The sequence below is a fragment of the Vibrio tubiashii ATCC 19109 genome (assembly GCF_000772105.1).
GTDB classification, from domain to species: Bacteria; Pseudomonadota; Gammaproteobacteria; order Enterobacterales; family Vibrionaceae; genus Vibrio; species Vibrio tubiashii.
In genome coordinates this window covers 35,675-56,513 of record NZ_CP009354.1, presented here as the reverse complement: position 1 = coordinate 56,513, position 20,839 = coordinate 35,675, and the positions used below count along the sequence as shown (strand labels likewise).

Genomic DNA, 20,839 nt, shown 5'->3' with positions numbered 1-20,839 from the left:
TAATACAAGAATAAATTCAGAGTACTGTATCAGCAGAAGAACACGGATGTCAGCGACCACTCAAATCACTCTTAGAACCGCCGTAGTACTACCGTTTGTGATGATTTTTATCTTCACCATAGGCGTGATCGTCACTGTTCAAAAAAATAGTTACGAAGAGATGGTAGTAGATATCAGTGACAAGCAGCTCACTGCCCTGACCGACAACGTTAACCTCGAACTTCACAGTTTTCTAGACGAACCCTTTCAAGCAAGCTTAGCTTTGAGCCACTCCATAGGTTTCAATCGACTCTATACTCCGGGTGACACTACAGAGATTGAGCAGTATTTGCTTACCTCATTTCGGAACCTCTACAACAATTTCCCACAACTTGATGTGATTGGTTTTGGCGGAGAAAGTGCTGAGTATATCGGCTTTCGCAAGGAGCCGAATAAAGGTTATACCCTAATGGTGCAAGATGACCGCACTGACGGAAAGCTTGTCATTTACCGTGGACAGGTAATCAGTGAAGATATTCGCTCAGTATTTGAAGGTTACGATCCACGGATTCGTCCTTGGTATGCACCTGTTGCCAAAAGTCTAGTGCCTATGTGGTCATCGATATATGCCAACGCGGATGAGCGACAAGAAATCACTCTCTCGGCATTAACTCCGGTCTTTTACGACCAAGTTTTTCAAGGTGTTGTCGTCACGGACATCAAAATCGATACCTTCAATACCTTTCTAAAAGCTCAACAACAAAAAACCAATGCCGTGCTCTACATCGTCGACGATAAAAATCGTGTTGTCGCCCAGTCGACCAGTGGGCGAATTGTCTCTTGGGGTACACCACAAAGTAAGAAAGGTGAACGGCTGCTTGCTACCGAAAGCTCAGATCCTATCGTCAAAGCTAACGCTGACTATTTCTCATCTCACAAATTGCATCAGCAAAGCGAGACTCAAAGGTACACGCTTGATATTGAAGGTGAGCGCTACTTCAATCATTTTACCCCTTACACAGACGAACATGGATTGAAGTGGTATATCGGCGTCGCTATTTCAGAAAATCACTTGTTGGGTAAACTTCCTGAAAGCCAAAGAAATAGCTGGATAATTGGTGTCATTGCCAGTTTTATCGGCATAGGTTTAGGTCTGGTCGCTTTTAACCGTATCGTCGCGCCAATCACATCAACAGCGGCAGCGGCTAAGCGTTTAGCGAAAGGGGATTGGGATAGTCATATGCCAAAGCCCGGGAGTATTTACGAAACAACCATGCTGGTTTACGCCTTTAATGAGATGGCAAATAACCTTAAAGCTTCGTTCAGAGCGCTTCGCTCTCAGCTTCTCTACGACTCTTTAACCAAACTTTATAGTCGAGAAGGATTGATAGATACCTGTGACAAACTTCCTGCTCTAAATGGCACACTGATGCTGGTTGGTATCAATAAGTTTAGAGATATCAATGACAGCCTAGGTCATTATCAAGGTGATCAGCTACTGATTACTATTTCGCGACGTCTCAAATCAGTATTCACTGGTGAGCATTACTTAGCACGAATTGGCGGAGATGAGTTCGCCATTTATATACCCGAACAACAAAATGGTGAAAGCTCCCTTCAAACCGCAAATCGAGTTCTAAATACATTCGCCTCTCCTTTTGTCATGGAGCAAGAAAGCGTTGTTGTCAGTGTATCAATCGGTATTGTTGAAAATGGCCCGGATGAAAACATGACTCTGTGGCTAAGAAACGGCAGTATCGCACTAAGTAATGCGAAACAAGATTTGACGAGTATTAGCCACTATCGTCCTGAAATGGCAGATATTTCTCGTAACCGCACACTAATGCAGGTCAAAATTAAAGATGCATTGGAACACAATGAGTTTGTACCTTTCTATCAACCCCTTGTTGACCTTAAGACTGGAGAAGTCGTCGGCGCAGAGGCCTTAGCACGTTGGCTCTCCCCTTCTGCTGGTTTGGTATCGCCAATGGACTTTATTCCTATTGCAGAAGAAAGTGGACTGATTGGCGCAATTGGCGAACAGATACTGCTTCAAGCCTGTAACGACACAGTTCAAGGGATGAAAGAGGGCAAATGGGACTCATCGTTCCATATACACGTCAACCTGTCAGTAAATCAACTATCTCAACCAGACTTCATTTCAACGTTGCAAAAGGTTCTAGCTCAGTCGACATTGAGCGCTAACAATCTAACCTTGGAAATTACTGAATCACGCATCGTTGACAACGATCCCGTCACTATTCAGAACATGCAGGCAATACGTGATCTCGGTGTTCATATCGCGATTGATGATTTTGGTACTGGTTACAGCTCGCTCGCTTACTTGCACAAGCTGCCCTTTAACTGCCTTAAGATTGATCGCACTTTCGTTAATAACCTTAACCCTGAAGAGCTTGATACCTCGATTGTCGCTGCGATTGTCAATATGACCAAAGGAATGAAGGTATCGCTTATTGCAGAAGGTATTGAAACGGATGAACAGGCTAAGTTGTTATCAAAGCTCAACTGTCCACTTGGCCAAGGCTTCCTATACAGCAGACCTGTTCCTTATGAAGAATGGCCAAGCAATCTAGTTAACATAAAATAAAGCCCTTCTTTAATAAGCAACGCTCCAAGTTGTATTGATAATCATATCTTTTGACCGAGTCACGGTTTCCTGATTACCTTCCTCCTAAGATAAAAAGAACAACTTATGGTAAGCAAGGAAGCTTGAAGTGGCAAAGTATGCCTTCATAGTACTGTGTTTCATCTTTTCGGGTCACAGCTATGCATTGAAACCTCTAACTGGTGTTCAAGACGAGTGGCCGCCGTATTTTAATGCTCCGTCTCAACCTCTTGGCTATGCTCATCAGATAGTCAAAGACACGCTATGCCTTGCGGGATATGCACTAGAAACGCATTTTCTACCCTGGAAGAGAGCTTATAAGTCAACGTTAGAAGCAAAATCAGACGTCTTACTTGGAGTGTGGAAAACACCGGAAAGAGAGCAAGACTTTCTATTTAGCCATCCCTATTACATCAATCAAATTAAATTAATAAGCCCGAAGTCGGCACCTATTAAGTACCAAGACGCTCAGAGCCTTAGCGAGATCAGGCTAGGTTTAGTCTCTGGGTACGCTTATGGGGAGGCATTAAAGTCTAAGACAGGGCTTAATATTCTTGCAGCGAAAGATGTCAAAGAGAACATTCTGTATTTAACTAAACAAAGAGCGGACGCCATCTTGATGGATGAGGCTGTCTTCTCTTGGAACTTAAAAACGATGGGGCTCAAGCTAAAAGACTTTTACGTATCAGATCTAGCAGTAAAGAGAGTTCCTCTACACATCGCTGTAAGTCGTGAGCACCCATTAGCAGAAGCTATTATTTCTCACTTCAATTCCGCTATAAGAAACAGTTCTGTATGCGAAATTCAGTAGTATCAGACTTATAAGACAAGAACGAAAAAACCCCAGCATTTCTGCTGGGGTTTAAATAGTGGCGGAGAGATAGGGATTTGAACCCTAGATACGCTATTAACGTATGCCGGTTTTCAAGACCGGTGCTTTCAACCACTCAGCCATCTCTCCACAAATTGTTCCTAAAACTTAGTCTTACTTAACAATGCTATGTTTTAGTTTTGCCTTCAGATTTTTCAAAATCTGAAAACATAAAGTAAGCCTGGCGATGTCCTACTCTCACATGGGGAAGCCCCACACTACCATCGGCGCTAATTCGTTTCACTTCTGAGTTCGGCATGGAATCAGGTGGGTCCAAATCGCTATGGTCGCCAAGCAAATTCTTAATTCGGAAAGCTGTTTTAAGTTCTGTAATTACACATTCAAAGTTCTTGCTTTGAGTCCATCAAAACCCTTTGGGTGTTGTATGGTTAAGCCTCACGGGCAATTAGTACAGGTTAGCTCAACGCCTCACAACGCTTACACACCCTGCCTATCAACGTTCTAGTCTCGAACAACCCTTTAGGACCCTCAAGGGGTCAGGGAAGACTCATCTCAGGGCTCGCTTCCCGCTTAGATGCTTTCAGCGGTTATCGATTCCGAACTTAGCTACCGGGCAATGCGTCTGGCGACACAACCCGAACACCAGAGGTTCGTCCACTCCGGTCCTCTCGTACTAGGAGCAGCCCCCTTCAATCTTCCAACGCCCACGGCAGATAGGGACCGAACTGTCTCACGACGTTCTAAACCCAGCTCGCGTACCACTTTAAATGGCGAACAGCCATACCCTTGGGACCGACTTCAGCCCCAGGATGTGATGAGCCGACATCGAGGTGCCAAACACCGCCGTCGATATGAACTCTTGGGCGGTATCAGCCTGTTATCCCCGGAGTACCTTTTATCCGTTGAGCGATGGCCCTTCCATACAGAACCACCGGATCACTATGACCTGCTTTCGCACCTGCTCGAATTGTCATTCTCGCAGTCAAGCGGGCTTATGCCATTGCACTAACCTCACGATGTCCAACCGTGATTAGCCCACCTTCGTGCTCCTCCGTTACTCTTTGGGAGGAGACCGCCCCAGTCAAACTACCCACCAGGCACTGTCCTCAACCCGGATAACGGGTCTAAGTTAGAACATCAACACTACAAGGGTGGTATTTCAAGGACGGCTCCACCGATACTGGCGTACCGGTTTCAAAGCCTCCCACCTATCCTACACATGTAGGGTCAATGTTCAGTGCCAAGCTGTAGTAAAGGTTCACGGGGTCTTTCCGTCTAGCCGCGGGTACACTGCATCTTCACAGCGATTTCAATTTCACTGAGTCTCGGGTGGAGACAGCGTGGCCATCATTACGCCATTCGTGCAGGTCGGAACTTACCCGACAAGGAATTTCGCTACCTTAGGACCGTTATAGTTACGGCCGCCGTTTACCGGGGCTTCGATCAAGAGCTTCGACTTACGTCTAACCCCATCAATTAACCTTCCGGCACCGGGCAGGCGTCACACCGTATACGTCATCTTACGATTTTGCACAGTGCTGTGTTTTTAATAAACAGTTGCAGCCACCTGGTATCTGCGACTCTCAATAGCTCCATCCGCAAGGGACTTCACCGTCAAGAGCGTACCTTCTCCCGAAGTTACGGTACCATTTTGCCTAGTTCCTTCACCCGAGTTCTCTCAAGCGCCTTGGTATTCTCTACCCGACCACCTGTGTCGGTTTGGGGTACGATTCCTTACAATCTGAAGCTTAGAGGCTTTTCCTGGAAGCATGGCATCAATGACTTCACTACCGTAGTAGCTCGACATCGTGTCTCAGCCTTAAAGAGAGCCGGATTTACCTAACTCTCAAGCCTACGCACTTGAACCTGGACAACCGTCGCCAGGCCCACCTAGCCTTCTCCGTCCCCCCATCGCAATTGTAAGAAGTACGGGAATATTAACCCGTTTCCCATCGACTACGCCTTTCGGCCTCGCCTTAGGGGTCGACTTACCCTGCCCCGATTAACGTTGGACAGGAACCCTTGGTCTTCCGGCGAGGAGGTTTTTCACCCCCTTTATCGTTACTCATGTCAGCATTCGCACTTCTGATACCTCCAGCAGACTTTACAATCCACCTTCAACGGCTTACAGAACGCTCCCCTACCCAATACGATAAATCGCATTGCCGCAGCTTCGGTTTATAGCTTAGCCCCGTTACATCTTCCGCGCAGGCCGACTCGACTAGTGAGCTATTACGCTTTCTTTAAATGATGGCTGCTTCTAAGCCAACATCCTAGCTGTCTAAGCCTTCCCACATCGTTTCCCACTTAGCTATAATTTGGGACCTTAGCTGGCGGTCTGGGTTGTTTCCCTCTCCACGACGGACGTTAGCACCCGCCGTGTGTCTCCCGGATAGTACTTACTGGTATTCGGAGTTTGCAAAGGGTTGGTAAGTCGGGATGACCCCCTAGCCTTAACAGTGCTCTACCCCCAGTAGTATTCGTCCGAGGCTCTACCTAAATAGATTTCGGGGAGAACCAGCTATCTCCAGGTTTGATTGGCCTTTCACCCCTAGCCACAAGTCATCCGCTAATTTTTCAACATTAGTCGGTTCGGTCCTCCAGTTGATGTTACTCAACCTTCAACCTGCCCATGGCTAGATCACCTGGTTTCGGGTCTATATCCAGCAACTCGACGCCCAGTTAAGACTCGATTTCTCTACGGCTCCCCTAGATGGTTAACCTTGCTACTGAATATAAGTCGCTGACCCATTATACAAAAGGTACGCAGTCACACCACGAGGGTGCTCCTACTGCTTGTACGTACACGGTTTCAGGTTCTATTTCACTCCCCTCACAGGGGTTCTTTTCGCCTTTCCCTCACGGTACTGGTTCACTATCGGTCAGTCAGTAGTATTTAGCCTTGGAGGATGGTCCCCCCATATTCAGACAGGATATCACGTGTCCCGCCCTACTCGATTTCACTGATGATGAGATGTCGGTTACGGGGCTATCACCCTGTATCGCTGAGCTTTCCAGCTCATTCACCTGTCTCATTAAAAGCTTAAGGGCTAGTCCAATTTCGCTCGCCGCTACTTTCGGAATCTCGGTTGATTTCTTTTCCTCGGGGTACTTAGATGTTTCAGTTCCCCCGGTTCGCCCTGTTAACCTATGTATTCAGTTAACAGTAACTGCTTATGCAGTTGGGTTTCCCCATTCAGAAATCCCAGACTCAAATGGTTGTTACTACCTAATCTGGGCTTATCGCAAGTTACTACGTCTTTCATCGCCTCTGACTGCCAAGGCATCCACCGTGTACGCTTAGTCACTTAACCATACAACCCCAAAGGGTCTCTGTTTAAACAACCAAAGTTGTCTGCATTTTTATACATGTGCAGACACGATTTTGCCGGACTCAAATATTAAACATCGCAAGGATGTTTCCAAGAACACTTGAATGTGTGTTGGTACCTAAAACATAGTTTTAGGATTTGAGAACTTTTAATTGAATAACAACGCATCTCGAAGAGATGGGGATTGTTGTTATTCGTCAGCTTTCCAAATTGTTAAAGAGCATGTTTCTTCACAAGGAAGTACATTTTCTAAAGACTTTCGGCGTCGAAAATTCCAACCACATACTATTTACTGAAGTGGTTTGGAAATCCTAATCCAAAAATACTTAGAGAATGGTGGGCGATACCGGGCTCGAACCAGTGACCCCCTGCTTGTAAGGCAGGTGCTCTCCCAACTGAGCTAATCGCCCACATAAGTTTTAATTCTTCGTGGAGAAGAATGGTGGGTCGTGCAGGATTCGAACCTGCGACCAATTGATTAAAAGTCAACTGCTCTACCAACTGAGCTAACGACCCAATGGTATCCCGTAGGGGAGTCGAACCCCTGTTACCGCCGTGAAAGGGCGGTGTCCTAGGCCTCTAGACGAACGGGACACTAAGTTGAACATCTTGGGGGATGTTCTATCTCTTAAACTACATAAACCATCAATCTGTGTGAACACTCATCGCAATAATCATCGTATAAGGAGGTGATCCAGCCCCAGGTTCCCCTAGGGCTACCTTGTTACGACTTCACCCCAGTCATGAACCACAAAGTGGTGAGCGTCCCCCCGAAGGTTAAACTACCCACTTCTTTTGCAGCCCACTCCCATGGTGTGACGGGCGGTGTGTACAAGGCCCGGGAACGTATTCACCGTGGCATTCTGATCCACGATTACTAGCGATTCCGACTTCACGGAGTCGAGTTGCAGACTCCGATCCGGACTACGACGCACTTTTTGGGATTCGCTCACTTTCGCAAGTTGGCCGCCCTCTGTATGCGCCATTGTAGCACGTGTGTAGCCCTACTCGTAAGGGCCATGATGACTTGACGTCGTCCCCACCTTCCTCCGGTTTATCACCGGCAGTCTCCCTGGAGTTCCCGACATTACTCGCTGGCAAACAAGGATAAGGGTTGCGCTCGTTGCGGGACTTAACCCAACATTTCACAACACGAGCTGACGACAGCCATGCAGCACCTGTCTCAGAGTTCCCGAAGGCACCAATCCATCTCTGGAAAGTTCTCTGGATGTCAAGAGTAGGTAAGGTTCTTCGCGTTGCATCGAATTAAACCACATGCTCCACCGCTTGTGCGGGCCCCCGTCAATTCATTTGAGTTTTAATCTTGCGACCGTACTCCCCAGGCGGTCTACTTAACGCGTTAGCTCCGAAAGCCACGGCTCAAGGCCACAACCTCCAAGTAGACATCGTTTACGGCGTGGACTACCAGGGTATCTAATCCTGTTTGCTCCCCACGCTTTCGCATCTGAGTGTCAGTATCTGTCCAGGGGGCCGCCTTCGCCACCGGTATTCCTTCAGATCTCTACGCATTTCACCGCTACACCTGAAATTCTACCCCCCTCTACAGTACTCTAGCCTGCCAGTTTCAAATGCAATTCCGAGGTTGAGCCCCGGGCTTTCACATCTGACTTAACAAACCACCTGCATGCGCTTTACGCCCAGTAATTCCGATTAACGCTCGCACCCTCCGTATTACCGCGGCTGCTGGCACGGAGTTAGCCGGTGCTTCTTCTGCAGCTAACGTCAAATGATAGTGCTATTAACACTACCACCTTCCTCACTGCTGAAAGTACTTTACAACCCGAAGGCCTTCTTCATACACGCGGCATGGCTGCATCAGGCTTGCGCCCATTGTGCAATATTCCCCACTGCTGCCTCCCGTAGGAGTCTGGACCGTGTCTCAGTTCCAGTGTGGCTGATCATCCTCTCAGACCAGCTAGGGATCGTCGCCTTGGTGAGCCCTTACCTCACCAACTAGCTAATCCCACCTGGGCATATCCTGACGCGAGAGGCCCGAAGGTCCCCCTCTTTGAGCCGAAGCTATTATGCGGTATTAGCCATCGTTTCCAATGGTTATCCCCCACATCAGGGCAATTTCCCAGGCATTACTCACCCGTCCGCCGCTCGACGCCGTTAACGTTCCCCGAAGGTTCAGTTAACTCGTTTCCGCTCGACTTGCATGTGTTAGGCCTGCCGCCAGCGTTCAATCTGAGCCATGATCAAACTCTTCAATTTAAGATTTTGTTCGGCTCAATGAATACTGAACATTACATAAGTAATGTTTGAATTGACTGTGCTGAATCCGAAGATTCAATGGTCACTTCGTATCATTGAAACCTAATTTGAAACCGAAGTTTCTAATTGGATTATCATCAACGAGTGCCCACACAGATTGATAGGTTTATATTGTTAAAGAGCTTTCTTCTTTGTGACTCACATCACTTCGGAAGAGGCGGTCATTTTAGCGAGATAAAGTTTAGTGTCAACCACTTTTTTCAAACTTTTTTCAAGCGTTTCCGCTTGGCTAATTGACCTTGCTAACTGGGCTCTCGTTTCTTTCGAAGCGTTCCCGTGTCAGCGAGGGGGCATTATAGAGATCGCCATCACATTGGCAAGCCCTTTTTTCAGTTTTTTTTGATTTTTTTATTGTTTGAGTATTTTCTATTCAAAACGACCTGTTTTTGCCACTTTTCTACCCCTACCATGGCAAGATTCCCTCTATATAAGGAGAAAAAATGAGTTCTCTACGCAGTTACAAAGGTATTACTCCGCAATTAGGTGAAAGAGTCTACATAGATAGCAGCTCAGTATTAGTTGGCGATATTCGTATTGGAGATGACTCCAGTGTCTGGCCGCTCGTTGCAGCGCGAGGTGATGTAAACCATATTCATATCGGCAATCGCACCAATATCCAAGATGGCAGTGTGTTGCATGTCACCCACAAGAATAAAGAAAACCCTGACGGCTACCCTCTGCTCATTGGTAATGATGTCACTATTGGTCACAAAGTGATGCTACACGGCTGCACGATCAAAGATCGAGTGCTAGTTGGAATGGGGGCGATTGTCTTAGATGGTGTGGTAATAGAAGAAGAGGTAATGATAGGTGCCGGGAGTTTAGTTCCCCCAGGTAAAATTCTGGAAAGCGGCTTTTTGTACGTAGGTAGCCCAATTAAGCAAGCGCGTCCACTCAATGAAAAGGAACGCGCATTCTTACAAAAGTCGGCAGATAACTATGTGCAGAATAAAGAAGACTACCTTCACGAGGTTAAAGAGATTAACTAACGACTTCTATCCAACCTTGTGAATTAAATTCTTCGTCTTCTATTAACTCTTCAGCAAGCTCTTCAAGGTCAAAACGGTATTGAGAAAATACTTCGAGAGCTTGCTGCTCATTCTCAACCGTTTGACCTGACAACTTCTCTAGTTCCGTTTTACTGACTAAGCACTGAATCAGCGCCCCAGCTTGCTGCGCAGAAAACAACACAGCTTGCTTATCTTCATCCCATGATTGGATATCAGGAAAAAGAATAGATTGGTTCATTACATGCCCTCTAGGTTTTTTCTCAGTTCACGCAAAATCTGCTTTGTACCAGGCCTTAGTCCACGCCACAACATAAAGCTTTCCGCTGCCTGCCCTACCAGCATGCCTAGACCATCATATACCTTGATTACGCCATTATCTGTTGCCCACTGATTAAAGGTCGTTTTCCCTGCACCATACATCATGTCGTAGACAGTGCTTTGAGGTGAAAAAATAGCGTAAGAGATAGCGGGTAGCTCACCACTTAAGCTCGACGATGTTGAGTTAATGATCAAATCAAAGCTCTCAGACACAGCCTCCATTGGTTGGGCAGAAATTTTGCCATAAGGCTGAAACATTTCTGCTAACTGCTGCGCTTTAGCATAGGTGCGATTGGTGACCACAATTTCAGCGGGCTGCTGATCTAATAGTGGCTTAATGACGCCACGCGCGGCACCACCAGCCCCAATCAGCAGAATACGAGCCCCTTTTAGCATAACCTGATATTGCAACAAGTCTTGGACAAGCCCTTCGCCATCAGTGTTGTCGCCTAGAATCTCACCATCATCAAGTTTTTTTAGCGTATTAACTGCACCTGCTAACTGCGCGCGCTCGGTGACACGATTCGCAAAGCGGAACGCGTCCTCTTTAAATGGCACAGTAACATTGCACCCTTTGCCACCCTCAGCAAAAAACTCACTGGCTGCTTGGGCAAAAGCATCGGTTGCCGGGCTCTGAGTGGTATAGGTCAAAGACTGATTAGTTTGACGAGCAAATAGCGTATGAATAAATGGTGATTTACTTTGGGCGATTGGGTTACCAAAAACAACGTAGTTGTCTATTTGCTGAGTCATATCCTTACCTATCAGAAACAAAAAGGGCCAATGCGGAACATTGACCCTATCACTATCTATATAAGGAGGAAAGTATTACCACTCTCTCGGTTTAAGGTAATGATCATACAGCTCAGCCTCTGGAGAGTTTGGCTCCACTTGGTAAGCGTATTCCCAGCGCGCTAGTGGCGGCATAGACATAAGAATAGACTCAGTGCGGCCGCCGCTTTGTAAGCCAAACAATGTGCCACGGTCAAAGACTAAGTTAAACTCTACATAGCGCCCACGACGATACAGTTGGAACTGGCGTTCACGCTCACCGTATTCAGTCTCTTTACGACGTTCAACAATCGGCAGGTAAGCTTGGCAATAACCCTCACCGACCGCCTTAATATAGTCAAAACACTTATCAAACTGCCAATGGTTGAGATCATCAAAGAATAAGCCACCAACACCACGAGTTTCATCTCGGTGAGGTAAGTAGAAGTATTTGTCGCACCAAGCTTTGTGTTCTGAGTAAACGCCTTCGCCAAATGGTGCACACACTTCTTTAGCCGTGTTGTGCCAATACTGCGCATCTTCTTCAAATGGGTAGAAAGGTGTTAAATCAAAACCGCCTCCAAACCACCAAATCGGCTCCTCACCCTCTTTTTCCGCAATAAAGAAACGAACATTGGCATGTGAAGTAGGCACATAAGGGTTATTTGGATGCATAACTAAAGAGACGCCCATTGCCTCGAAGCGACGCCCAGCTAATTCAGGGCGATGCGCCGTGGCGGAAGCTGGCATTTCTTTACCTTGCACATGTGAAAAGTTAACCCCACCTTGCTCAAAAACAGCACCATCTTTCATTACTCGGGTACGACCACCGCCACCTAGCTTTTCTCCAGGCTCGCGATGCCATGCATCTTCAACAAATACCGCTTGTCCATCCACCTCTTCGAGCTGCTGACAAATCGAATCCTGAAGATCCATTAAAAATTGCTTTACCGTTTGTTTATCTATGGCTGACATACAACTTCCTTTACTGCAGGGTTATCCCTGTCTTAATACTTGTAGTGATTTAGCATCTCGAATTTCGCTGGGCTTTTCTCTACCACCCGTTTGGCCTTCGAGTACCGCAATCTGGTCATAACCAAACTGCATATAAACTTCTTCACTTGTCATGCATGGTGGCTGACCGGACAAGTTTGCGCTGGTAGAGGTTAACGGCTTTCCGAATGCATTACACATCTTTTGTACCAAAGGATGATCCGTCACTCGCACGGCAATCGATTGATGCTGGCCGGATACCCAACGAGATACACGCTCACTCGATGGCATTATCCAAGTGATCGGCCCTGGCCAACTCTGCTTGACCCTGATTAGCTGCTCTTGAGTCAACTGAGATTCATCAATATACGGAATTAGCTGCTGGTAACTCGCTGCAATAAGAATGAGCCCTTTGTCGGCAGGACGTTGCTTAAGATCCAATAACTTGCGCACCGCTTCACTATTATCGGGATCGCAACCCACACCAAAGACTCCTTCGGTTGGATAAGCGATCACTTCACCATCCATCAAAGCATTCAGTGCTTGATTAAAGTTTTCCACTTAATCACACCTTGGTTATTCTCTATTGGCCTAAGTTTACAAACAATCTCAATCCGAGACTAAAGCTATTTATTAATAAATTCCCAAGCTAAGTATTCCACCCCGACGCAAACGTTTGCTTAAGTGTGAAATCTCCGTATAATGCGCTCAAAATGTTTGCTCACCAATTCTATGCAGCTTTGAAGGAGTTTGAGATGAAAGTCGGTATCATCATGGGTTCTAAATCAGATTGGCCAACCATGAAACTAGCAGCAGAAATGCTCGATAGATTCGGGGTTGAGTACGAAACTAAAGTGGTTTCTGCGCACCGTACCCCTCAACTTCTTGCAGACTATGCGACCAGCGCTAAAGAGCGTGGTTTAAAAGTAATCATCGCTGGCGCTGGCGGTGCGGCGCACTTACCAGGCATGGCGGCAGCCTTCACTTCACTGCCAGTCCTAGGTGTTCCAGTTCAGTCCCGTGCACTTAGTGGTCTAGACTCTCTATACTCCATCGTGCAAATGCCAAAAGGTATTGCTGTTGGTACTCTTGCTATCGGCGAAGCGGGTGCGGCAAATGCAGGTATTCTCGCTGCGCAAATTCTTGGTACACATGATGAAGCTGTAATGGCGAAAGTTGAAGCTTTCCGCGCTGAACAGACAGAAACGGTTTTAGCGAACCCAAATCCTGCAGAGGACTAAGTCATGCATGTTTTAGTGCTAGGTGCTGGTCAATTAGCTCGCATGATGTCACTGGCTGGCGCGCCGCTTAATATTGATATCTCAGCGTATGACGTAGGCAGTAAAAATGTCGTTCATCCACTCACGCAGACTGTAATTGGTCACGGACTTGAAAACGCCATCGCTCAAGCTGATGTTATCACCGCTGAGTTTGAACATATCCCTCACGACATTCTGGCAATCTGCGAGCAAAGTGGAAAGTTCTTACCTTCGACTGAAGCGATAAAAGCAGGCGGCGATCGCCGTATCGAGAAGCAGTTGCTTGATGACGCAGATGTACGCAATGCGAAGTACTTTGTCATCAATACACGTGAAGACTTTGACCAAGCTATTGCACACGTTGGCATCCCTATGGTGCTAAAAAGTGCGCTTGGCGGATACGATGGAAAAGGTCAGTGGCGTTTAAAAGATCCAGCTCAAATCGAGACCATTTGGACAGAAATGGCCGAGTGCATCGCTGCATCTGAAACTCAAGCGATCGTAGCTGAAGAGTTCGTGCCATTTAATCGTGAAGTTTCCCTAGTAGGTGCACGTGGCAAAGACTGTAGCGTTGCTGTTTATCCATTGGCTGAGAATGTTCACACTAACGGCGTGCTGACGCTGTCTACTGCCATCGCAGATACTGAACTGCAACAACAAGCAAAACAGATGTTTACTGCTGTCGCCAATAAGCTCAATTACGTTGGTGTATTAGCCCTTGAGTTTTTCGATGTCGACGGCACCTTGCTGGTCAATGAGATTGCCCCACGGGTGCATAACTCTGGACACTGGACTCAACAAGGCGCAGAAACTTGTCAGTTTGAAAATCACTTAAGAGCAGTATGCGACTTACCACTAGGCAGCACTAAACTGATTCGTGAAACTTCAATGATCAATATCTTGGGTGAAGATACCTTACCAAGCGAATTACTCGCGATGGATGGGGTGCACGTTCATTGGTATGGCAAAGAGAAACGTACAGGCCGCAAGATGGGTCACATTAACGTGTGTGGTGATTACAGCGGTGAACTGCAGCGTAAACTGTGTGCACTTGCCGATCTGTTGGATGAACAAGCATTTCCTGCTGTTCATGAGTTTTCAGCAAACTTCGCCCAATAACTCAGTTTATAGATAGCAAAAACGGCGCTTGATGCGCCGTTTTTTTATTATTCAGATTGTGTGTGGTGACACTTCCGGTCGGCACACTGCCTTTTGACTCCACTGGCGAGCTTCTTCTCAACTAACAGTGGAAAACCACATTTCTCACACTGACCTGAAATCGGCGGCTGATTGACAGCAAACTTGCATTTCGGATAGTTGTCACAGGCATAGAAAACCTTACCAAAGCGAGTTTTACGCTCCACTAACTGGCCTTTATTGCACTCTGGACATGTATGGTGTTCCGGCTGCTGCTGTTCTTGCTTAGGTTGATCTAAAGACTCGATGTGGTTGCACTGCGGGTAATGACTACAGCCAATAAACATCCCATAGCGCCCCTGACGGAGAACAAGCTCATTGCCGCATTCAGGGCAAGCAACACCGAGCTCTTTAACGATGTGACCATCGTTCTGATGCAAAGGTTTAATGTAGTCGCACACAGGGTACTGATCGCAACCTAAGAAAGGACCATGCTTACCGTGGCGAAGGTGAAGTTCACCTTCGCGCTGTTCACTTTGGCATTTAGGGCAAGCTTGGTGCTCTAGCGCATGTTCATGGGCTGAAAACAGCTGATGATCAATTTTATTGCTCATATCAACTCAGAAAGGTTAGTGAAGGATACCTTGTTCTTTGGTATACAGCAGCTCTTCCATAAGTGTGTATGCATTCTCATTGCCTGGTACATTAAATAGCACCATAAGCACAATCCATTTCAGATCATCAAGCTCAAACTCGTCCGTCTCTAGGCCCATAATGCGGTCAATAACCATCTCACGAGTTTCAGTCGTGAGGACGTTAACTTGCTCTAAGAAGGTCAAAAAGCCGCGGCACTCTAGACTTAAGCGCTCACACTCTTTAGTTGTATAGATACGAGTCGAGTTCGAAGTGCTGCACACCGAGATCGCAGAGTGGGTTTCACTTTGCTGCAGTGCTGCTAGCTCTTCTAGCCAGACAAGGGCTTTGTAAATGTCTTTTTGATGAAAACCTGCGCGAAGAAGTTCTTCTTCTAGCTCATCTTGATTGACTTGTAACTCTGCATCGCTATGGATGTAGGTTTCGAATAGATACATTAAGATATCCATCATCATAGCTAGCCCCTCCCCTTTCGAATATAGCCACCGGAAACTGCAACAACATGCCCTGAAAGCTCAAGCTCCAAGAGCTGCATCATGACGTCCTGCACAGGTATATTGGTCCTGTTTGCAAGAATATCAACTGGTATAGCCTTACTTCCTACGTTAGCTAACAGCAGAGGAAATGGCAATTCTTCTTTACTATCTATTTCCTCGAAAAGTTCATTTTGAATCGGTGGCTTACTGGAATTAGACCAGCGTAAAAGCGTCTCTATTTCATCAACTATGTCCTGAACTCTCATCACCAAACACGCACCTTGCTTAATCAACAGGTTACAACCGCGTGCATTTGAATCGTGGATAGAACCCGGAATAGCAAACACGTCACGCCCTTGCTCTATGGCATAGCGCGCCGTAATCAAGGAGCCACTTTTCTCTGCGGCTTCAACCACCAGCACTCCAACAGATAGGCCACTAATAATTCGATTGCGGCGCGGAAAATGATCGGCTTTAGGCTTCGCTTTGGGATGAAACTCCGAAACAAGCGCCCCTCCACTATCAAGGATTCTCCTAGCAAGTTCACGATGTCTAGCTGGGTAAATAGTTTCTAGACCGCTACCGAGAACCGCGAGTGTACGTCCTCCTCCTTGCAGCGCCCCATCATGGGCGTAGCCATCCACACCTAGGGCCAAACCACTTGTAACCGTCAGACCTTGTTCAACCAAAGCACGAGCAAAGCTCCGCGCGGTATTGAGCCCTTCAGGACTGGCATTGCGACTACCGACCATCGCAATTTGAGGTTCAGACAAGCCGTTCACCTCTCCTTGAACGAATAAAACCGGAGGAGAGCCTACCGCCTGTTCAAGTAATGCCGGGTAACTGCTCTCTTGCTTAGTAATGATATTGTGTTGAGCAGATTGTTGTTGCCACTCAAAGCACTGCGCAACCTCTTTCGCCGCTCGGTTTTTTAGATAGTTAGCCTGTTGTGCGCTTAATCCAAGGGCTAAAAGAGCAGGAAGTTCAGATTGAACAATGTTTAATGGTGAGTCCATTGCGAGAAGACGAGAAAAGGTTTTCGGACCGACTCTAGGGGTAAAGTTAAGCGACAGCCATGCCGCGAGCTCTTCATTGGTCACAAACTACCGACTCCTTGGGGAGTGAACCTTGGTCTCGATACTGACTGCTTCTGAACTGTCAGTAATGATCGCGATACTAAAATGCTGATAAGGACGGACAACCATCAAGTAGCCAATACGCCTATCAGGTAAAAGGATTGATGAGTTGTTTGTACTATGAGTAAAGTCACCGGCGCCCGAGTTAAACAGCTCAAACACACTGCCTTGTTTAACACCATCTAACTCACCACGATTAACCACCACCGCTTGGTCTTTGCCCACATAATGAGTGCCTTCTACCGCTCCGAGAATCTCAACCTTATCAATTTGCCCAGAGACAGGGGTTAAGCTTAGCGAAGTGGTTGAGTTTGAAGGTTGTAATATTGGCATAGCGATATCGCCCACCACTACTTCATGGCTTTGCTTGGTCAAACGCAGCGAGGAGTAGTGCTCATCACTGGCAACAAGTTGGCCATGAGCTATTTTTCTTATCACTTTGGCGCTTTTATCTGCCCGTTTAAACTCATCCATTAAACGATAAACTCCCCACTCTTGAGCGATTTGATGAGCCGAAATATAGATGACGTTTTGTGAATCCATCAACTGACTCCCGACGCTATTACCAATCACTCGACTCATTTCATGGCTTGCTTCCCCCTCCAACAACAGATCGTGTTCAATGAAAGGCAGGATATGCTGTGTTTTGATGACAGGGATGGGTTGTTTTGCTCGTTGGTGAATAGCGGGCGTCAAACTGACCACAGGTTTTAGAATCAGTTTTGGTTGCCCTTCTCGCCACACAAGAGTCAGTTTATCTCCGGGAAAGATCAGATGCGGGTTTACTATGCTCGAATTCAATTGCCATAAGCGCGGCCACTGCCACGGGCTTTCGAGATACAGTGCTGAAATATCCCACAAGGTATCACCTTTGACTACGGTATAAGTCTTCGGTGCTTGTTTGTTAATCGATAGAGCCCCTTCTTGAGCACTGACCCCATTAACGATCGTCACCAACACGACAACAAACAGACCTCGCCAAATGCGTAACATGTTTCGACTCCCTATCAGCGACCTATCCTTATGGCATTCCCTGTTAAACTGAGTGTTAACAACAAAGAGAAGCGGCTCAAAAAGCGCATTGATGCTGTCATTTGGGGTATAAAATGTCTAGAATTGAGCCAACGAGGTTTATCCTGATTCGGCACAGTTCAACATTTCGAGTGTATATGTCTGTATTACAAGTATTAACATTCCCAGATGATCGTCTTCGCACCGTAGCTAAGCCGGTAGAAGAAGTGACACCTGAGATTCAAAAGTTCGTTGATGACATGATTGAAACCATGTACGACGAAGAAGGTATTGGTCTGGCAGCAACCCAGGTTGATTTCCACCAACGTATCGTTGTTATCGATATTTCTGAAACACGTGATGAGCCTATGGTTCTGATCAATCCAGAAATCTTAGAAAAACGCGGCGAAGATGGTATCGAAGAGGGCTGTCTGTCTGTCCCTGGCGCACGTGCATTGGTGCCACGCGCAGCGGAAGTGACGGTGAAAGCACTTAACCGTGATGGTGAAGAGTACACATTTGAAGCTGATGATCTATTAGCTATTTGTGTTCAGCATGAACTTGACCACTTAGAAGGCAAACTGTTTGTTGACTACCTTTCGCCTTTAAAGCGCAAGCGTATTCAAGACAAGCTAGCTAAGATCAAGCGCTTCAACGAGAAGAATGCAAGCAAAGCCTAATCGCTAATTAAATAGAAGGAAGGTACCTTGAGCAAACCTTTGAAAATTGTTTTTGCTGGTACTCCGGATTTCGCCGCCCGTCACTTGGCGGCGTTGTTGTCTTCGGAGCACGATGTCATTGCTGTATACACTAACCCTGACCGTCCTGCAGGTCGTGGTAAGAAACTGGCAGCGCCACCTGTTAAGCAATTAGCACTAGAGCATAATATTCCCGTTTATCAGCCAGAAAACTTTAAGTCTGATGAAGCAAAACAAGAGCTGGCAGATTTAAACGCAGACATCATGGTGGTGGTAGCTTACGGCATGCTACTTCCGCAAGCGGTACTTGATACGCCAAAGCTAGGCTGCATTAACGTTCACGGTTCAATCCTGCCACGATGGCGTGGTGCTGCGCCGATCCAACGCTCTATTTGGGCGGGAGATGCGGAAACAGGCGTGACCATTATGCAAATGGATATCGGTTTAGATACCGGTGATATGCTCAAAGTAGCGACTTTACCTATTGAAGCTAGTGATACCAGTACTTCTATGTACGAAAAGCTGGCAGAACTTGGCCCACAAGCATTAGTTGAATGTTTAGCAGATATTGCGCTAGGTAACGCAGTACCAGAGAAGCAAGACGATGCACTGGCAAACTACGCTAAGAAACTGAGCAAAGAAGAAGCCCGCATTGACTGGAATGACGAAGCTGCACATATCGAGCGCTGCGTTCGTGCTTTCAACCCTTGGCCAATGAGCCACTTTATCGCTGCTGAGAACAGCATCAAAGTATGGCAAAGCCGGGTCGATGAGCAGTCAACAACTCAACCTGCTGGCACTATCTTGCAAGCAGATAAAAGCGGTATCTACATTGCTACTGGTAATGGCGTACTGGTTTTAGAACAACTACAAGTTCCAGGTAAGAAAGCGATGTCTGTTCAAGATATCTTGAACTCTCGTGCAAGCTGGTTTGAAGTCGGCACTCAGCTGGTTTAAACATATTCTCCCTTATCGGGAAACGTACATTTTGAGGGTGGAGACACCCTCCCTTAATTTAAGGTATTCATCATGAATGTTCGCGCTGCTGCAGCCAACGTCCTATTCCAAGTGGTCGACAAAGGCCAATCTCTTTCACACGCATTACCTGCGGCGCAAAAGACCATCAGACCAAGAGACCATGCACTGTTGCAAGAGATCTGTTATGGCGCGCTACGTTACTTGCCACGTTTGGAATCTATTGCTAACGAGCTAATGGAAAATCCACTCAAAGGGAAAAAGCGTGTTTTCCACCATCTTATTTTGGTCGGAATTTACCAACTGAGTTTCATGCGTATTCCAGCACATGCTGCCGTCGCAGAAACGGTTGAAGGAACTAAGACGTTGAAAGGCCCAAGCCTACGCGGCCTGATCAATGCTGTACTGCGCAGCTACCTTCGTGAACAAGAAGAGCTAGATGAAAAAGCTGTTAGCCACAACGCTGGCAAATATGGCCACCCAAACTGGCTGCTTAACATGCTACGCGATAGCTACCCAGAGCAATGGGAGCAATTAGTCGAAGCGAACAATAGCAAGGCGCCCATGTGGCTGCGTGTAAATCGTCAGCACCATACTCGTGATGAATATCTAGAACTGCTGAAAGATGAAAACATTGAATGCAGCATTCACCCAGAAGCTGCTGATGCCATAAAATTGGCCTCGCCTTGTGACGTGACGCTTCTTCCAGGTTTCGATCGTGGTTGGGTATCGGTACAAGACGCTGCGGCTCAGTTGTCAGTAAACTATCTGCAACCACAAAATGGTGAGTTGATTCTTGATTGTTGTGCAGCGCCAGGTGGTAAAACCGCGCATATTCTTGAGCATACGGAAGATACCGAAGTGGTTGCAATTGATTGTGACGCTAAACGTCTTGATCGCGTCTATGACAACCTAGAACGTCTTCAACTGCGTGCCGATGTGATTTGTGGTGACGCTCGCTACCCTCAAGAATGGTGGACAGGCGAAAAATTTGACCGCATTCTACTTGATGCACCTTGTTCAGCAACGGGCGTTATTCGTCGTCACCCAGATATTAAGTGGTTACGTCGAGCAAACGACATTGACGCCTTAGCTGAGCTACAAAGTGAAATTATGGATGCAATGTGGAGCCAATTGAAGGTGGGCGGTACTATGGTTTACGCCACTTGTTCAATTACTCCAAAAGAAAACGTACTACAAGTAAAAGCTTTCCTTGAGCGCACTGATAACGCAACCTTAGTGGGTTCTGATATCAACAATCCAGGACGCCAAATCTTACCTGGCGAAGAGGATATGGACGGCTTCTACTACGCAGTGTTAATCAAAAACGCGTAATA

16 protein-coding genes, 4 tRNA genes and 3 rRNA genes are annotated in these 20,839 nt (G+C 46.7%); 8 read left to right on the top strand and 15 right to left on the bottom strand.

Translation table 11 applies throughout. The annotated features are described in order from the left end of the window. The first annotated feature begins 46 nt into the window (after nucleotides 1-46). Both gepA and IX91_RS00265 read left to right on the top strand, forming a co-directional pair. Nucleotides 47-2,587 (top strand): phosphodiesterase GepA, encoded by a 2,541-nt coding sequence (gene gepA / locus IX91_RS00270; protein ID WP_004749007.1) that lies wholly within the window; start codon nucleotides 47-49, stop codon nucleotides 2,585-2,587. Between the two features lie 127 nt (nucleotides 2,588-2,714). After that, the gene (locus IX91_RS00265) at nucleotides 2,715-3,416 is read left to right on the top strand and encodes a substrate-binding periplasmic protein (protein WP_004749006.1); all 702 of its coding nucleotides are present in this window, start codon (nucleotides 2,715-2,717) and stop codon (nucleotides 3,414-3,416) included. 59 nt (nucleotides 3,417-3,475) lie between these two features. On the opposite strand, the gene IX91_RS00260 is transcribed toward IX91_RS00265, so the two are convergent. From IX91_RS00260 to IX91_RS00230, 7 genes are all read right to left on the bottom strand, one after another. Then, nucleotides 3,476-3,566: transfer RNA gene (locus IX91_RS00260), tRNA-Ser, on the bottom strand. A gap of 89 nt (nucleotides 3,567-3,655) precedes the next feature. Beyond that, a 5S ribosomal RNA gene (gene rrf, locus IX91_RS00255) occupies nucleotides 3,656-3,771 on the bottom strand. A gap of 90 nt (nucleotides 3,772-3,861) precedes the next feature. After that, nucleotides 3,862-6,751, bottom strand: a 23S ribosomal RNA gene (locus IX91_RS00250). A 352-nt stretch (nucleotides 6,752-7,103) separates the two neighbouring features. After that, a tRNA-Val gene (locus IX91_RS00245) sits at nucleotides 7,104-7,179 on the bottom strand. Nucleotides 7,180-7,209: 30 nt separating this feature from the next. Further along, nucleotides 7,210-7,285 (bottom strand) — tRNA-Lys (locus IX91_RS00240). A gap of 2 nt (nucleotides 7,286-7,287) precedes the next feature. After that, nucleotides 7,288-7,363 (bottom strand) — tRNA-Glu (locus IX91_RS00235). 88 nt (nucleotides 7,364-7,451) lie between these two features. After that, nucleotides 7,452-9,004, bottom strand: a 16S ribosomal RNA gene (locus IX91_RS00230). The 16S, 23S and 5S rRNA genes sit together here with 4 tRNA genes alongside, the layout of an rRNA operon. Before the next feature lie 500 nt (nucleotides 9,005-9,504). Here IX91_RS00230 and IX91_RS00225 point away from each other — a divergent pair. After that, complete coding sequence (locus IX91_RS00225) at nucleotides 9,505-10,053, top strand: gamma carbonic anhydrase family protein (protein ID WP_004743643.1); 549 nt, start codon at nucleotides 9,505-9,507, stop codon at nucleotides 10,051-10,053. Here the strand turns inward: IX91_RS00225 and IX91_RS00220 are convergent. The 4 genes from IX91_RS00220 to IX91_RS00205 all read right to left on the bottom strand — a co-directional run bounded on the left by IX91_RS00220 (nucleotide 10,046) and on the right by IX91_RS00205 (nucleotide 12,717). After that, complete coding sequence (locus IX91_RS00220; RefSeq protein ID WP_004743640.1) at nucleotides 10,046-10,312, bottom strand: DUF1488 family protein; 267 nt, start codon at nucleotides 10,310-10,312, stop codon at nucleotides 10,046-10,048. The genes IX91_RS00225 and IX91_RS00220 overlap by 8 nt on opposite strands. After that, a complete protein-coding gene (gene aroE / locus IX91_RS00215; protein ID WP_004743639.1) occupies nucleotides 10,312-11,145 on the bottom strand; it encodes a shikimate dehydrogenase in 834 nt (277 codons plus the stop codon). The genes IX91_RS00220 and aroE overlap by 1 nt, the downstream gene beginning before the upstream one ends. Before the next feature lie 75 nt (nucleotides 11,146-11,220). Continuing rightward, nucleotides 11,221-12,138 (bottom strand): oxygen-dependent coproporphyrinogen oxidase, encoded by a 918-nt coding sequence (hemF, locus tag IX91_RS00210; protein WP_004743638.1) that lies wholly within the window; start codon nucleotides 12,136-12,138, stop codon nucleotides 11,221-11,223. Nucleotides 12,139-12,159: 21 nt separating this feature from the next. Beyond that, nucleotides 12,160-12,717 (bottom strand): L-threonylcarbamoyladenylate synthase, encoded by a 558-nt coding sequence (locus tag IX91_RS00205; protein ID WP_004743636.1) that lies wholly within the window; start codon nucleotides 12,715-12,717, stop codon nucleotides 12,160-12,162. 194 nt (nucleotides 12,718-12,911) lie between these two features. Here IX91_RS00205 and purE point away from each other — a divergent pair, with 194 nt between their 5' ends. Both purE and IX91_RS00195 read left to right on the top strand, forming a co-directional pair. After that, nucleotides 12,912-13,397, top strand: a complete 486-nt coding sequence (gene purE / locus IX91_RS00200; protein ID WP_004743635.1) for a 5-(carboxyamino)imidazole ribonucleotide mutase — start codon at nucleotides 12,912-12,914, stop codon at nucleotides 13,395-13,397. A 3-nt stretch (nucleotides 13,398-13,400) separates the two neighbouring features. Then, the gene (locus tag IX91_RS00195) at nucleotides 13,401-14,534 is read left to right on the top strand and encodes a 5-(carboxyamino)imidazole ribonucleotide synthase (RefSeq protein WP_004743634.1); all 1,134 of its coding nucleotides are present in this window, start codon (nucleotides 13,401-13,403) and stop codon (nucleotides 14,532-14,534) included. A gap of 47 nt (nucleotides 14,535-14,581) precedes the next feature. Here the strand turns inward: IX91_RS00195 and IX91_RS00190 are convergent, their stop codons facing one another. The 4 genes from IX91_RS00190 to IX91_RS00175 are packed head-to-tail and all read right to left on the bottom strand — an operon-like array spanning nucleotide 14,582 to nucleotide 17,811. Next, nucleotides 14,582-15,166: a DNA topoisomerase family protein gene (locus IX91_RS00190; protein WP_004743633.1), complete on the bottom strand. Its 585-nt coding sequence runs from the start codon at nucleotides 15,164-15,166 to the stop codon at nucleotides 14,582-14,584. A gap of 15 nt (nucleotides 15,167-15,181) precedes the next feature. Further along, complete coding sequence (locus tag IX91_RS00185) at nucleotides 15,182-15,661, bottom strand: DUF494 family protein (RefSeq protein ID WP_038197518.1); 480 nt, start codon at nucleotides 15,659-15,661, stop codon at nucleotides 15,182-15,184. A 2-nt stretch (nucleotides 15,662-15,663) separates the two neighbouring features. Continuing rightward, nucleotides 15,664-16,782: a DNA-processing protein DprA gene (gene dprA / locus IX91_RS00180; protein WP_004743631.1), complete on the bottom strand. Its 1,119-nt coding sequence runs from the start codon at nucleotides 16,780-16,782 to the stop codon at nucleotides 15,664-15,666. Between the two features lie 3 nt (nucleotides 16,783-16,785). Further along, nucleotides 16,786-17,811, bottom strand: coding sequence for a LysM peptidoglycan-binding domain-containing protein (locus IX91_RS00175; RefSeq protein ID WP_004743630.1), 1,026 nt, complete (start codon nucleotides 17,809-17,811; stop codon nucleotides 16,786-16,788). Between the two features lie 176 nt (nucleotides 17,812-17,987). On the opposite strand from IX91_RS00175, the gene def reads away from it, so the two are divergent. The 3 genes from def to rsmB all read left to right on the top strand — a co-directional run bounded on the left by def (nucleotide 17,988) and on the right by rsmB (nucleotide 20,837). Further along, nucleotides 17,988-18,509, top strand: coding sequence for a peptide deformylase (def, locus tag IX91_RS00170; RefSeq protein WP_004743629.1), 522 nt, complete (start codon nucleotides 17,988-17,990; stop codon nucleotides 18,507-18,509). Between the two features lie 27 nt (nucleotides 18,510-18,536). Then, nucleotides 18,537-19,484 (top strand): methionyl-tRNA formyltransferase, encoded by a 948-nt coding sequence (gene fmt / locus IX91_RS00165; protein ID WP_004743628.1) that lies wholly within the window; start codon nucleotides 18,537-18,539, stop codon nucleotides 19,482-19,484. A gap of 72 nt (nucleotides 19,485-19,556) precedes the next feature. Next, the gene (rsmB, locus tag IX91_RS00160; protein WP_004743627.1) at nucleotides 19,557-20,837 is read left to right on the top strand and encodes a 16S rRNA (cytosine(967)-C(5))-methyltransferase RsmB; all 1,281 of its coding nucleotides are present in this window, start codon (nucleotides 19,557-19,559) and stop codon (nucleotides 20,835-20,837) included. The last annotated feature ends 2 nt before the right edge of the window (nucleotides 20,838-20,839 follow it).

Excerpts from the sequence above, each read along its gene's own strand:
- gepA (WP_004749007.1), top strand. The coding sequence starts at position 47 with ATGTCAGCGACCACTCAAATCACTCTTAGAACCGCCGTAGTACTACCG.
- IX91_RS00225 (WP_004743643.1), top strand. The coding sequence starts at position 9,505 with ATGAGTTCTCTACGCAGTTACAAAGGTATTACTCCGCAATTAGGTGAA.
- IX91_RS00220 (WP_004743640.1), bottom strand. The coding sequence starts at position 10,312 with ATGAACCAATCTATTCTTTTTCCTGATATCCAATCATGGGATGAAGAT.
- aroE (WP_004743639.1), bottom strand. The coding sequence starts at position 11,145 with ATGACTCAGCAAATAGACAACTACGTTGTTTTTGGTAACCCAATCGCC.
- hemF (WP_004743638.1), bottom strand. The coding sequence starts at position 12,138 with ATGTCAGCCATAGATAAACAAACGGTAAAGCAATTTTTAATGGATCTT.
- purE (WP_004743635.1), top strand. The coding sequence starts at position 12,912 with ATGAAAGTCGGTATCATCATGGGTTCTAAATCAGATTGGCCAACCATG.
- IX91_RS00195 (WP_004743634.1), top strand. The coding sequence starts at position 13,401 with ATGCATGTTTTAGTGCTAGGTGCTGGTCAATTAGCTCGCATGATGTCA.
- IX91_RS00190 (WP_004743633.1), bottom strand. The coding sequence starts at position 15,166 with ATGAGCAATAAAATTGATCATCAGCTGTTTTCAGCCCATGAACATGCG.
- IX91_RS00185 (WP_038197518.1), bottom strand. The coding sequence starts at position 15,661 with ATGATGATGGATATCTTAATGTATCTATTCGAAACCTACATCCATAGC.
- IX91_RS00175 (WP_004743630.1), bottom strand. The coding sequence starts at position 17,811 with ATGTTACGCATTTGGCGAGGTCTGTTTGTTGTCGTGTTGGTGACGATC.
- def (WP_004743629.1), top strand. The coding sequence starts at position 17,988 with ATGTCTGTATTACAAGTATTAACATTCCCAGATGATCGTCTTCGCACC.
- rsmB (WP_004743627.1), top strand. The coding sequence starts at position 19,557 with ATGAATGTTCGCGCTGCTGCAGCCAACGTCCTATTCCAAGTGGTCGAC.